Raw genomic sequence first — 12003 nt, 5'->3', positions numbered from 1 at the left:
GCTGCTCGTCTGGCCAGACCAATCTCGACAAGGAGGAGGCGTACGATGTGGAAACATGAGGAGGCGGTAGGGGGCGATATGGAGCGGGGACAGGAGCGCGAGCAAGAACGGTGGGTAGAGGATCGGCGGAGCGCTTTACCAAAACACAACGGTCCGATATTACCGGATGAGGTCGCGTTTGTCGGCAAAGATGTCGCGTTCAAGGGTGTCATCACCTACTCAGGGACGGTACGAATCGATGGGGCCTTGGAAGGAGAAATCCATACCGACGGCGGATTGCTCGTTGGTCCTGAGGCAGTGATTAAGGCCAAGGTGACGGCGGGAGCGGTTGTCTGCCACGGGCGTATCACGGGAGACATTGAGGCGACCAGCCAGATCGTATTATGCGCTCCAGCGGTTGTTGACGGCAGCCTGACCACGCCGGTGCTCTCGATGGAGGAGGGAGTGGTATTCAATGGGACGTTGGAAATGAAGCCCCAGGCCAAAGTCGAAGTGTTGCGTGATACAGACGCGCCTTCCACGAGTATGAGCAGTCGCCCCCCTATTCGATTGGCTGCGTAAACGAGGGCTCGAAGACTCCTGGCGTGATGTCCGGCACGCGTCAGGAGTTTATCGTTCGCTTGTGTGGACGGTCATGGCGGCAAGGTGCCAGGCTCCAAGCGACTGGCGGATCAGACGACGTTCACCTTCCATAGACGCCCCGCGATTGTTCGGCTAGAATCCGACCCATGTCAGAGCCGACCGCCTTCCCCACTCCTTCACCCCAACAGCAGGACGAGAATCAATCAGTCATCAAATCGGCCGGCATCATCGGGGTCGCCACTTTTTCCAGCCGCATCCTTGGGTTTATCCGAGACATGGTTATCGCACGACTCTTTGGTGCGACTCCCGCTGCGGATGCGTTTTTTGTCGCCTATCGTATCCCGAATCTGCTCCGTGAGCTCTTTGCGGAGGGCTCCATGTCCGCCGCGTTTATTCCTGTGTTCACCGAATATCACACCCTCAAGTCGAAGCAGGACGCGTGGGAGTTGGCGAGCGCCGCGTTCACGACACTGCTGACTATCGTCACGGGCATTACGCTCATCGGGATTCTGGGATCGGCGGGCATTGTGTGGCTTTTGGCGCCGGGATTTCATGATGATCCAACCCGGCTGGAAATGACGACGATGCTCACCCGCATCATGTTCCCCTATCTCATTTTTATCAGCTTGGCGGCTCTGGCCATGGGCGTGCTCAACTCATTACGGGCCTTTGCAGCTCCGGCGTTTTCTCCCGTCTTTTTTAATCTGTTCATTATCGGGTGCGCGGTGTTTCTTGCGCCCACCATGCCGGAGCCCATCATCGGTGTTGCGATTGGTGTGGTGGCCGGTGGTGCCGCGCAATTTGCCATGCAACTGCCGGGACTCAAGTCGCGTGGGATGTTGTTCGGGTTCAAGTTTAACCCCGGCCACCCCGGTGTGCGAAAGATCGGCCGACTGATGATTCCATCATTGCTCGGACTGTCGGTGACGCAGATCAATATCACGGTGAGCACGATACTGGGGTCGTTCTTTGCTGGTGGGCCGACCTATTTGTTTTACGGTATGAGGTTGATCCAATTCCCTCTGGGCATCTTTGGCGTGGCGTTGGTCACCGCCATCCTGCCGACCTTGTCGGCGCAAGCAGCGCGAGGTGCACTGGATGAACTGCGCACGACGCTTGGGTTTGGACTCCGCATGATCATCTTCATCATGTTGCCGGCCATGGTGGGGTTGATTGTGTTACGGACTCCAATCGTGCACCTGGTGTTTGAACATGGCACCTTTACGGCACACGATACCGCTGAAACAGCCCTTGCGGTGCTCTGCTATTCTGTCGGGTTATGGGCGTTCGGGGGAGTGCGCATCATCGTCTCAGCCTTCTATTCGCTGAAGGACACGACGACGCCGGTGATCTCAGCGACTATTGCGGTCGTGGCCAATATTCTGTTCTCATTGGTCTTGATGTCGCGCTTGGGGGCGGCCGGGCTTGCACTCGCCACGGCCCTGGCGGCGATGGTCAATGGCGGAATCCTTGTGGCCGTGCTGAATCGGAGACTCGGCGGTGTCGACTGGTTTTCAGTGCTCCGTTCGGCTGGTCGGGTAGGGATTGGCTGTGTGCCGATCATAGCGGCTTGCTGGTGGGTCGCCAACGCGCAGATTTGGGCCCAACCCGACGATTGGGTCGCGAAATCCGCGATGCTGTTCGTCGGCATTGGACTGAGTGTAGGCGGATATCTGGGCGTCCATGCCTTATTTCGGTCTGAGGAACTGGGGATCCTCTGGGGGATGGTGCGCAGAAAGCTCGGGCGTTTCGCGAAATAGCGAGAAGTGGTCTATGCAGAAGGTGATGATGTTTAGATCACCCTGGGGGTGGATGGGGGTCGCGGAGTCTTCAAAAGGAATTCAAGCCATCGTCTTGCCGAAACGGTCAGAACGGGCGGTGGAGGCTGACCTCAGAGCCCAGTCAAACGGTCCACTACAGCGAGGCGAGTCTGCACGACTGGATATGGCTCGTCGTCAGCTACTCGACTATCTTGCAGGCACGCGACACACCTTTGACGTGCCGCTCGATCTGTCGCAAGGGACGGTGTTCCAGCGGCAGGTCTGGCGGGTGCTTCTCCGTGTGCCGCACGGCAAGCTGCGTTCGTATCAATGGGTCGCCGCGCGTGTGGGTGGACCACAGTATGCCCGTGCGGTCGGTAACGCGGTTGGTGCGAACCCGATTCCAATTGTGATTCCTTGTCATCGGATTGTCTCCCAGGATGCCACGCTTGGAGGGTTCTCGGGAGGACTCTCGATGAAACGCAAGCTACTCTCTCTTGAAGGAACCCTGGTTCAACTCCAGCGAGGCCGGGCCTGATCGATGAAGGCGGTTCTGCAGCGTGTCACCAGTGCCTCGGTTGAGGTCGATGGACTGGTCGTCGGTCGAATCCAGCAAGGCTTGATGGTGTTGCTGGGTGTCGCGAAAGGTGATGCCGAGTCCGACGTACGCTACGTGGTTGACAAGATCAGGACCCTCCGCATTTTCTCCGACGAACAGGGGAAGATGAATCGATCGCTGGCCGACGTGGGCGGCGCGGTGTTGTTGGTCTCTCAATTCACCCTCTTGGGCCGGACGAGCAATGGCCGCCGCCCGAGTTTTGATGACGCGGCCCCTTCTGATCTGGCAAAGGGACTCTATGAACAGGTCGTAACTAGACTGCGAGAGAGCGGAACGATGGTTGAAACAGGGATCTTTGCGGCGCATATGCAGGTGACTTTGGTCAACGATGGGCCGGTGACATTTGTGCTGGATAGTCGGGAAGGAGGCTTCTCGCGCCTCAAGATCTGACGGAGGAGTTCCGATAGATCGATGAATTCTAATTTGAAGTGCAACGCAGGTCGCGACGAAGAGATTTGGGTGGTGCGGTTCGATAGAGTGGGGCAGACATTTCACCTCCAGCAACGAGGAGTCTGCCATGCCCTATCAGCACCTCACCTTGGAAGAACGGTCAATGATGGCCCCGATGCGAATGCTTGGCTGGTCTATTCGGTCCATTGCAGCCCAGCTCGGGCGAGCGCCGAGTACCATCAGCCGGGAACTGCGACGGAACGGTGATGGAAGTGGAGCCTATGCTGGGTACTGGGCCCATTGCGATGCGCAGCGCCGTCGCCGTAACATTCGGCGGTCACATCTGACGAGTGGTATGCTGGCAACTTATGTCCAAGAGAAGCTGCAGTGCCGCTGGTCGCCCGAACAGATTGCTCACCGTGTGCGGGTTGACTATCCCCACGCCACTCAGATGCGGATCAGCCATCAAACGATCTATACATGGTTGGCAGCTGATCACCGCACGGGAGGATCTTGGTCGCGGTACCTCCGCCACCATTGTCGGCGTCGGAAACGCTACGGGAGTGGGCCGCGTGCTCCACGCCTCAAAGGACGCGTGTCTCTCGCCGAGCGACCGGCCATTGCACAACGCCGAGGACGCCTGGGAGATTGGGAAGGGGATCTCGTGGTCGGTCGAGGCCAGCGCGGCTTCGTGGCTACGCACGTGGACCGGCGCAGTCGCTTTCTTCTGGCGGCCAAGGTGTCACGCCGGACTGCTACAGAGGTCACGGTGGCCACGCGGAAACTTCTGCACCCGCTTCCAGCGCATGTACGGCGGACCCTCACCGTGGATAACGGGAGTGAATGGGCGTCGTTTCGCTGTCTTCAACGGACCCTGGGGCTCCAGGTGTACTTTGCCGCTCCCTATGCGGCATGGGAACGTGGGACGAATGAGAACACCAACGGCTTATTACGCGATTATTTCCCGAAACAGACAGATTTCTCGACGATCACGGCACACCGACTTGCGTCGGTCGTGGAGGAATTGAATAATCGACCCCGGAAATGCCTCGCCTATCGGACCCCAGCCGAAGTCTTTGCGCGGGCCGCAGGTGTTGCTCTTCAACCTTGAATTCAAGATCGACAAGAGTGACAATCCGTTCCCGGTCCGGATTTGGTATACTGAGCGTAAGCCACACCGACGTCACAGGAGGTGGAGATGGGAGCTCAAGTTCCTCTTCGGCACCCGCTTAGAGAACTCTTTGGCGCCCTTACCGAGAAGAGTTTCACGGAACATCTCGGTTGGCCCGATACCAAGGTTACATCCTACGTCTCAAATCTTTTAGTAGATTTTACCCGTACAGATCAGCTCTATAAGATTAGAAACCGGGAGGATCAGCCGGTCGATTCGGTTGTCGATTTGCTGTTCGAGTCTGAGGTGATGCTGGAAGCGCAATCGCTGGATCGTGAGCGGGACGTCCATCGCCATATCGGGGATTTCACGCTGTTTATGGCGGGATTGTTTCCCGAGTACTTGAGACGGCTCAAATCGGCTGGGCGCATCTATCACAAGGACTTCCTCGTGGACTATGTGAAGACCGGCAAACGATCGTACGGAATTGTCGCGCAGATCGGTCGTGAGGATGGGGAAACCAGCTTGCTGTTGTTCAAGAAATTATCGGAGAACTTTGAGCTCTGTGTCACCGGCCTGGGCTTTGTGCGATCTGACCTCGATCGTATGCAGAATCCTGCCTACCAAAGGACCCGGGATCTGCTCCTAAATTGAAACCCATCAGACCGATCATTCTCGCGCACGGGGGTGCCGGCTCCCGTACCATGACCTCCCTACAAGCCGCATGTCTGCGTGGCGCATTGCAAGTCGGCTATCACTTGCTGGATCGTGGTAGTTCTGCACTTGTCGCGGTGGAGCAGACTATTCGAGTTCTTGAGCGCAGCGGGCTCTTCAATGCCGGAAACGGGGCTCATCGACAGCTGGATGGAGTGCGGAGAATGGACGCATCCATCATGGAAGGGGAATGCTTGCGCGCTGGTGCGGTCGCCTCTATTGAAGGTATTGTTCATCCGATTACAGCCGCCCGCCTCATTATGGAAGAGACGGCGCATGTCTTGCTCGTCGGCCCTCTGGCGACCAAGTTTGCCAAGCATCACAAGATAGAGCTTCAGAAGCGTCAGGCTCCGAGAGACAGGCTCTCGTACGATTCTATGCTCAAGCGGATGGTCACGAAGGGGGATCGGCATGGAACAGTCGGGGCGGTTGCGCTGGACCGGTCTGGGACAGTCGCTGCCGGTGCCTCGACGGGGGGGATCGACCTCATGCTGCCAGGACGAGTTGGAGATACGCCGATTATCGGCTGTGGAGTGTACGCGGATAATGAAGCCGGTGCCGTATCGATGACGGGATGGGGTGAGAGTATCATGCGTGTGGCCGTTGCGAAAACAATCTGTGATCGGTTAGGGCAGGGAGAGACAGCGAGAAGAGCAGCGCGATGGGTGTTGCAGAAGCTGGTCACGAGGGTCAAAGGATCGGCTGGTACGCTGGTGCTGACTCCGGAGGGCCGATTTGCCATTGCACATGTGACACCCCACATGGCGGCTGGGTGGTGGGATGGGACAGGAGAGCCCATCGTGAAAGATCGGTTTCGATGAACCGCACGCTCTTCCATCTTGCCTTCCCAATCCACGATATGGAAACAGCAGTCACATTCTATGTGGATGGTCTCGGCTGCACGGTCGGGCGGCGGACGAAACATGCGATGACGCTGGGCCTAGCCGGTCATCAACTCGTCGCGCATGTCGTGCCGGAGCAACCTCCTCAACAGAAGGGTATTTATCCGCGCCATTTTGGGTTGGTCTTTCTCTCACAGGAAGAGTGGCAGGCACTGGCGGATCGTGCGAGAGCCAACGGCCTCTCTTTCTACCAACAACCTCGCGTGCGTTTCCCTGGCACACGTATCGAGCACCGCACGTTCTTCCTAGAAGATCCTTCCCGCAATCTCCTGGAGTTCAAACACTACACCCACGAAACGGCCATTTTTGGAGAGCAGGATCATGGCCAGGTTGGCGATGCCTCGGAGTAGGCAGAATACCGCAGCTTGGCTGATCTACTCCTCGGTGACCGGTCCGGGCGCCGCGGGTTTCCGATTCTAAGGTATCGGATACCTATATCAAACCAGTCCTCGCTGTGAGTTCAAATCAGAAGTCCAACATCCGCGCGAGCGTCGAGTTGTTTTTCTAGAGGTGGCCTATCAGGGTCGGTCCTTGACGTGATACTCCTGTTTGATCAGCGCAGCAGCGAACCACGAGCTGATCCCATAGGTGTTGATTAACAACAGCGGCACCGACACTGGATTACGCGGCACGGCGCTTTTTGCCATGCCCGCCCTACAGTTTGCTGAAAAATTCGGTTTGTGTGCTTCGCCCAGCTCAGCACGAACGGGAGGTTTTTCAGCAGACTGCTAGCGTGTTGTGATCCGTGATGATTTTGCAAGGCCGTAGCGAGCAACGGGGCATACCATTTTCGGTACGGTAAGTCTTGGAGCAACGCGAGAACGCAGCGAGAGGCAAGGTCAACATCCTCTCAGGCGCTGTTCGTAAGGGGTGGGTGCCGTTACCGGGGAACAGGTCATCTACAAGATGGATAGGGCCATTTAGCCTTGGTATCTGTATTGACACGCAGTGAAGAGTCATCGTACAGTCTGCCACTTTTTCCATCCGGTGAGGAAGGTTCATGCGTTGGGATTCTCCCAATACAACTTCCATCTGGTGCTGTCACCCGTGCGTGAGGAGTGTCAGATTATGAGTGAGTTCAAACCGACCACGATTCCCTTGAACGTTCAGCTGAAACCGTCCGACTCGTCAGCGCACCCGCGTGCGGTGAATTACACCAACGTCGGCGTGGCGCAGGGCACGGCCTATCTCGACTTCGGCTTCATTGAGCCGACGCTGCTAGCCGCGATCGCGAAGACGGCAAAGGATGGTCAGGCGGCCCCCAAAGGGTTAGAGCGCCATCTCGTCACCCGGGTGGCGATGGATGTCGGTTCCCTGGCGCGGCTGCATCAGCAGATCCAACAGGTCTTGGTCAGTCTGCGAGACGCGCGGCAGGGGAAGACCAAATCATGAAAGAACGCGACATGCGGATTCGGCAGGTGATGTGGCAGCGGGCTCTGATGATGTGCCTAATCTTAACGGTGGGGATCAGCACAAGTTCCTGCGCGGGGATCTCAGGATTGATCGGCGATAGATGGAAAGAAGAAGTGCTCTTGCATGATGGGCGCAAGATCATGGTCGACCGCATGGTGAAACGGGGTGGGCGGCATGAGGTCGGACAAAAGCCATCTTTCACAGAACAGTGGCTGAGTTTTCCTATCCCTGGTAGCAACCAGACTATCACCTGGGAGGATCACGCTAGCCAGGATCTGGGCCAGGCGAATTTTCTGCCTATGGCAGTCGATATTTCTGGTGGTACACCATACCTCGTGGTCTATCCAATGGGTTGCCTGTCGTACAACAAATGGGGGCGACCCAATCCGCCCTATGTGATTTTCCAGTACCAAGGGAACGAGTGGAAGCGGATTCCCTTGCAGGAGTTACCAAGTGAAATCAACACTCCCAACATGATCTTTTCCATGCCCGATGTTGTCGTCGAGAAATTCGACAAGCTGGTTATCACGGCGGACATGATCAAGGGAGTGATCGCTGGCTATCCACAGCCCGAATTCAAAACCATTCAGCGGGAGCCGGTGAAGCCGGGATCAGAAGGATCCACGAATTGCGAGGAACGGGTACTGTACAAGGGTCATTGGATTCTTCCGAATGACCCGATTGCGAAGAAGTTCATTGACAAACAGATGAAATAGAATCTCACCTCAACTAGAAGCGAAAGTCATGGCAACAACAATTGAGTACGCATTGCTCGCCAGTGATTCTTACCATGATACGAGGGCTGACCTGAACCGCTTCCCAATCCCGAACGGTTGGAGTGTTGTCTCGATTGTACCGGAGGATAATTCGACCGGTTTTGAGACATCTGCCTATAGAAACTCACTGACGAATGAGATCATCATTTCGTATGCGGGTACTGATCCCAGCGATCTTACAGGCGACATCTCGGCTGATATCGGATTGGCCACTGGCATTGGATCTATTCAGCTCGTGCAGGCCGCTGAATACTACTTACAAGTGAAGGCCGCCAACCCTACTGCCAACATTGCGTTTACCGGGCATAGTCTGGGTGGCGGCTTGGCGGCGCTCATGGGGGTGTTCTTTGGTAAGCAGGTGGTGACCTTTGACCAGGCCCTGTTTGCCAGGTCAGCAACGCTGAATGTGCTCAGAAATTCTCTCGAAAGGATCGTCGCATGAGAAACGCATACGAATGGCGACGACTGTTGCTGCTACTCAGCCTGGTCGTCAGTCTCGATATGGGTGGATGTGCAGGAGTAGGGGCTCTACCGTTCGGCGATCCCAGTTGGAAAGAAGAAGTACTGTTGCACAACGGGAGCAAGATAGTTGTGGAGCGGTCGCAAAGTTATGGGGGACGGCATGAACCCGGACAATCATCGCCGATCAAAGAACAAACGGTGACGTTTACCCTGCCCAATACGAGCACAACCCTTGAATTTAAGAGCGAATATGGCGAAGCCATCGGGCGTGCAAACTTCCAGCTAATATCGCTGCATATTTTCCACGGCATCCCGTACATCGTGACCGTGCCCAACCTATGCCCGTCTTATATCAAATGGGGGCGGCCAAACCCGCCGTACGTGCTTTTCCGATATGACAGCACGGCATGGCAGCGCATCCCGTTGGAAGAACTCCCTTCGGAGTTCAAAGACATCAATTTGGTTGTCAATTCCAAAGGTAAGGAGAAAATCCTCACGGCGCAATCCGTCGTCACCGCAGAGCTTGTCAAGAAACTGAATGGTGAGCTGGAACAACCTGAATTCAAGACCATCCTGCGGATGCCTATATTGGACAACGGGATCGGCATGACTAGTTGCCCAATCCCCTCAGGAGCGACTGGAAAGCTCATCGCGCCAGAAGTAGACGGGAAACTTCTTTATTATAACTGGTGGCCTCTAGCACAGGAATGGTTTCAACGCACCTATGGTAAGGGCAAGTAACGCCTATCAGCGAATAATAATCTCGAAAGTTTAGGAGAATAAATCATGCCTTCAACACTCGATTACGCGTTAATGGCGGGCGCTTCGTATATTGACACTCGTAATCCAATCAATCGACTGTCAGTTCCACAGGAATGGGCTGCGGTTGCACATGTTCCAAACAACCCAGCATTTCCTCAGATCACTGGGGCCGCTGGCTTTGAAGCTGTTGCCTTCAAAAAAGGTACCGACATCGTTATCTCCTATGCTGGTACCTATGCCAAAGACCTCACGGGGGATATGGTTGCGGACTTTAACCTCGCCACCGGCCTCGGGTCAGCGCAACTCCTGCAAGCGGCCCAATACTATCTGCAGGTCAAGGCTGAAAATCCCACTGCGACGAGCATTACGTTCACTGGACATAGTTTAGGCGGCGGGCTCGCCGCCTTGATGGGCGTGTTCTTTGGTCAACAGGCGATGACCTTTGACCAAGCCCCGTTTGCCAGGTCAGCACAACTAAATGTGCTCACTCCCGATGTCGCAGCCACTCTCAAAGCCGATCTGCTGGCCAGCGGCCGCACCGAAGCTGACCTCGTCGGCCTGACCAACTTCTTGCAACTGCGTGCCACTAATGGCGGCATTCCCAATTCCAATTTGGTGGCCAATATCAACGTGCAGGGTGAATTTCTGTCTGGTGTACCCTGGAACATCCCCGACCGCATCGGCACCACCCTCTTCGACATCAATAACAGTGCGCCTGGCGTTTCGGGCGACGACCTGCATGCGCAGTCCGTGCTCACCGCGTTTCTGCAAAGTAAAGAGACAGCTGTGACAGGCAAGACGTTGAACCAGGTGACGGGCGAACTCACCGACTTGCTGAAAATGGTATTTGATCAGAACTTGTTTGCGAATGAGACCGACACAAATCAGAGGAATTTCCTCGACCATCTCGTTCGCCATCAAGTAGGTGTGCAAGGCTCATTTGCTGCTGATGCGATGGTGACCCGTTTCACCAGCGACCTCTGGAAGCTGGCGCAAGATGGCGGGTTGACGATGGCCGATGATGCCTTCGCGTCGGCCAAACTGGTCAGTAAAGCGATGATCGCATTTGCGATGCAGAAGTATTACACCGAGACTCAGGCCAGCGCCGGGTACAATCAGGAGATCTTTACCAACGTGTCAGGCGGCGTGCGCTTCGATCGGGCGGATGTTGCCACGACGTACGACAATACGGTGAAGGGCTACAACGATTTTCACTTGTATCTGGCGAACAACTTTTCTCTCGCCGATCGTCAGCGGATTGAAAACGCGCTACCGGGATTGCGCGATTGGTATGTGCAGGCGGGAACCAGTGGTATGGATGCGACGGATGCGCAGAATCGTGGGGCGTTCATGCTGGGCGGTCGCGGGGCTGATTCGTTGACCGGGGGTACGGGCGACGATCTGTTGGTGGGGAATACGGGGTTCGATAGCCTGACGGGCGGAGGTGGCACCGATACGTTGATCGGTGGGGCCGGGTTCGACCGGTACTATTACACCACCGGCAACGGGAATGATCGGATTGAGGACTCGGACGCCGACGGCGTGATCTTTGTCAATGGCCAGCTGCTGATCGGTGGCGTGAAGAAGGACGAGGATCAGGATTGGACCAGCCCTGATGGGACGATCAAGTACGTCATGTCGGGCACGGATTTGGTGGTGAAGCTGGGTAACCAGACCATCATGACCGTCAACGAGAATTTTCAGAACGGTCAGTTCAGAATTCAGCGGCGTGTGGAGAAGGAAGAAAGGATGGCGGCATGATGAGGAAACGGAAAACGGCAGGGTTTCTGTTGGGCCTGCTGTTGGTGCTGGGGACGAGTGTTGCAACAGAGGCGGTTGCTCCGGAGCAGTTCAAATTTATCTTGAAGTGGAGCCAAGACAAGAAATTATGTCCAGCTATTACACAGGTGTTGTCGGATGAATATAACGACCATTGGATTCAAGATCCTCCAGTCCATGAATGGTTTGTGAAGTGGGAGTCGATACGCAGCCTTGACGAAAAGTTTCGGGATGGTCCGGAGTTTAATGATGACCATTGTAGCCTCTATCTCTGGGCGCAGTTTGATATCGACAATGATGGGCAAGCCGAGTTGGTTGTTAAATGGAGTGCCTGTCTTGGGGGGATTCGCAGCGACCATTTGTATATCTTTCGGAATCAAGAGCCGCCAACAGGGATCTATGAATCACTCATGAATAAGTCGCCGCTCGCAGATAGCCCTCAGGCAAAAGCCAACCAAGAGCGGCTGCTTGGGCAGATCAGCTATACAGGCCAATGGTACGAGCTCAAGAAACTTCCGCCATTCAAGAATAAGTTTGGACGTAAGGAACTACATGGGATAGGTGGCAAGGTATGGATGCATCCGTTTAAGTTTGGCGGGCAAACGTACTTAAATTTGCACGGTCTGAGCGGGATGCACGTCATCGCGCGCTATAAACGGTCAGAGAAGCTCTCTCCTCAGCTTGAAGATATCTGTTACGTGGATCGACGGAAACTGTAGCTCTCCACCGTAAG

15 protein-coding genes are annotated in these 12003 nt (G+C 55.6%); 14 read left to right on the top strand and 1 reads right to left on the bottom strand.

Features of this window, described 5'->3' with window-relative positions; all coding sequences use genetic code 11:
- The first annotated feature begins 45 nt into the window (after positions 1-45).
- The 8 genes from COMA1_RS02285 (at position 46) to COMA1_RS02250 (ending at position 6428) form a co-directional block, all read left to right on the top strand.
- Complete coding sequence (locus tag COMA1_RS02285; protein WP_090743181.1) at positions 46-561, top strand: bactofilin family protein; 516 nt, start codon at positions 46-48, stop codon at positions 559-561.
- A gap of 167 nt (positions 562-728) precedes the next feature.
- The gene (gene murJ / locus COMA1_RS02280; protein WP_090743178.1) at positions 729-2342 is read left to right on the top strand and encodes a murein biosynthesis integral membrane protein MurJ; all 1614 of its coding nucleotides are present in this window, start codon (positions 729-731) and stop codon (positions 2340-2342) included.
- Positions 2343-2367: 25 nt separating this feature from the next.
- Positions 2368-2880 (top strand): methylated-DNA--[protein]-cysteine S-methyltransferase, encoded by a 513-nt coding sequence (locus COMA1_RS02275; RefSeq protein ID WP_176697785.1) that lies wholly within the window; start codon positions 2368-2370, stop codon positions 2878-2880.
- Between the two features lie 3 nt (positions 2881-2883).
- Positions 2884-3351 carry a D-aminoacyl-tRNA deacylase gene (gene dtd / locus COMA1_RS02270; RefSeq protein WP_090743172.1) on the top strand — a complete coding sequence of 156 codons (468 nt, stop codon included), beginning with the start codon at positions 2884-2886 and terminating at the stop codon, positions 3349-3351.
- Between the two features lie 127 nt (positions 3352-3478).
- The gene (locus tag COMA1_RS02265) at positions 3479-4462 is read left to right on the top strand and encodes an IS30 family transposase (protein ID WP_090743169.1); all 984 of its coding nucleotides are present in this window, start codon (positions 3479-3481) and stop codon (positions 4460-4462) included.
- An 87-nt stretch (positions 4463-4549) separates the two neighbouring features.
- A complete protein-coding gene (locus tag COMA1_RS02260) occupies positions 4550-5116 on the top strand; it encodes a hypothetical protein (protein WP_090743165.1) in 567 nt (188 codons plus the stop codon).
- Positions 5113-5997 (top strand): isoaspartyl peptidase/L-asparaginase family protein, encoded by an 885-nt coding sequence (locus COMA1_RS02255; RefSeq protein WP_090743162.1) that lies wholly within the window; start codon positions 5113-5115, stop codon positions 5995-5997. The genes COMA1_RS02260 and COMA1_RS02255 overlap by 4 nt, the downstream gene beginning before the upstream one ends.
- A complete protein-coding gene (locus COMA1_RS02250) occupies positions 5994-6428 on the top strand; it encodes a VOC family protein (protein WP_090743159.1) in 435 nt (144 codons plus the stop codon). Before COMA1_RS02255 ends, COMA1_RS02250 begins: the two co-directional genes overlap by 4 nt.
- A gap of 168 nt (positions 6429-6596) precedes the next feature.
- Here the strand turns inward: COMA1_RS02250 and COMA1_RS21745 are convergent, their stop codons facing one another.
- Positions 6597-6725: a hypothetical protein gene (locus tag COMA1_RS21745; protein ID WP_281176214.1), complete on the bottom strand. Its 129-nt coding sequence runs from the start codon at positions 6723-6725 to the stop codon at positions 6597-6599.
- Between the two features lie 421 nt (positions 6726-7146).
- Here COMA1_RS21745 and COMA1_RS02245 point away from each other — a divergent pair, with 421 nt between their 5' ends.
- Genes COMA1_RS02245 through COMA1_RS02220 form a run of 6 tightly spaced genes read left to right on the top strand, consistent with a single transcriptional unit; the run spans position 7147 to position 11989 of the window.
- A complete protein-coding gene (locus COMA1_RS02245) occupies positions 7147-7470 on the top strand; it encodes a hypothetical protein (RefSeq protein ID WP_090743156.1) in 324 nt (107 codons plus the stop codon).
- On the top strand, positions 7467-8207 hold the full coding sequence (locus COMA1_RS02240) for a hypothetical protein (protein WP_090743153.1): 741 nt from the start codon (positions 7467-7469) through the stop codon (positions 8205-8207). The genes COMA1_RS02245 and COMA1_RS02240 overlap by 4 nt, the downstream gene beginning before the upstream one ends.
- Positions 8208-8235: 28 nt before the next feature.
- Positions 8236-8709, top strand: coding sequence for a Tle-like phospholipase domain-containing protein (locus COMA1_RS02235; protein WP_090743150.1), 474 nt, complete (start codon positions 8236-8238; stop codon positions 8707-8709).
- Positions 8706-9470, top strand: coding sequence for a hypothetical protein (locus tag COMA1_RS02230; RefSeq protein ID WP_090743148.1), 765 nt, complete (start codon positions 8706-8708; stop codon positions 9468-9470). Before COMA1_RS02235 ends, COMA1_RS02230 begins: the two co-directional genes overlap by 4 nt.
- A 45-nt stretch (positions 9471-9515) precedes the next feature.
- Entirely contained in the window at positions 9516-11252 is a 1737-nt protein-coding gene (locus tag COMA1_RS02225; protein WP_090743145.1) for a Tle-like phospholipase domain-containing protein, read from the top strand.
- Positions 11249-11989, top strand: a complete 741-nt coding sequence (locus tag COMA1_RS02220) for a hypothetical protein (protein ID WP_090743143.1) — start codon at positions 11249-11251, stop codon at positions 11987-11989. The genes COMA1_RS02225 and COMA1_RS02220 overlap by 4 nt, the downstream gene beginning before the upstream one ends.
- The last annotated feature ends 14 nt before the right edge of the window (positions 11990-12003 follow it).

Source organism: Candidatus Nitrospira nitrosa, assembly GCF_001458735.1.
GTDB classification, from domain to species: Bacteria; Nitrospirota; Nitrospiria; order Nitrospirales; family Nitrospiraceae; genus Nitrospira_D; species Nitrospira_D nitrosa.
This window is presented reverse-complemented; position numbering and strand designations above follow the sequence as displayed.

Coding starts and splice junctions, on each gene's coding strand:
- dtd (WP_090743172.1), top strand. CDS start 2,884: ATGAAGGCGGTTCTGCAGCGTGTCACCAGTGCCTCGGTTGAGGTCGAT.
- COMA1_RS02265 (WP_090743169.1), top strand. CDS start 3,479: ATGCCCTATCAGCACCTCACCTTGGAAGAACGGTCAATGATGGCCCCG.
- COMA1_RS02260 (WP_090743165.1), top strand. CDS start 4,550: ATGGGAGCTCAAGTTCCTCTTCGGCACCCGCTTAGAGAACTCTTTGGC.
- COMA1_RS02235 (WP_090743150.1), top strand. CDS start 8,236: ATGGCAACAACAATTGAGTACGCATTGCTCGCCAGTGATTCTTACCAT.
- COMA1_RS02225 (WP_090743145.1), top strand. CDS start 9,516: ATGCCTTCAACACTCGATTACGCGTTAATGGCGGGCGCTTCGTATATT.
- COMA1_RS02230 (WP_090743148.1), top strand. CDS start 8,706: ATGAGAAACGCATACGAATGGCGACGACTGTTGCTGCTACTCAGCCTG.
- COMA1_RS02220 (WP_090743143.1), top strand. CDS start 11,249: ATGATGAGGAAACGGAAAACGGCAGGGTTTCTGTTGGGCCTGCTGTTG.
- COMA1_RS02240 (WP_090743153.1), top strand. CDS start 7,467: ATGAAAGAACGCGACATGCGGATTCGGCAGGTGATGTGGCAGCGGGCT.
- COMA1_RS21745 (WP_281176214.1), bottom strand. CDS start 6,725: ATGGCAAAAAGCGCCGTGCCGCGTAATCCAGTGTCGGTGCCGCTGTTG.
- COMA1_RS02245 (WP_090743156.1), top strand. CDS start 7,147: ATGAGTGAGTTCAAACCGACCACGATTCCCTTGAACGTTCAGCTGAAA.
- COMA1_RS02275 (WP_176697785.1), top strand. CDS start 2,368: ATGATGTTTAGATCACCCTGGGGGTGGATGGGGGTCGCGGAGTCTTCA.
- COMA1_RS02250 (WP_090743159.1), top strand. CDS start 5,994: ATGAACCGCACGCTCTTCCATCTTGCCTTCCCAATCCACGATATGGAA.
- murJ (WP_090743178.1), top strand. CDS start 729: ATGTCAGAGCCGACCGCCTTCCCCACTCCTTCACCCCAACAGCAGGAC.
- COMA1_RS02285 (WP_090743181.1), top strand. CDS start 46: ATGTGGAAACATGAGGAGGCGGTAGGGGGCGATATGGAGCGGGGACAG.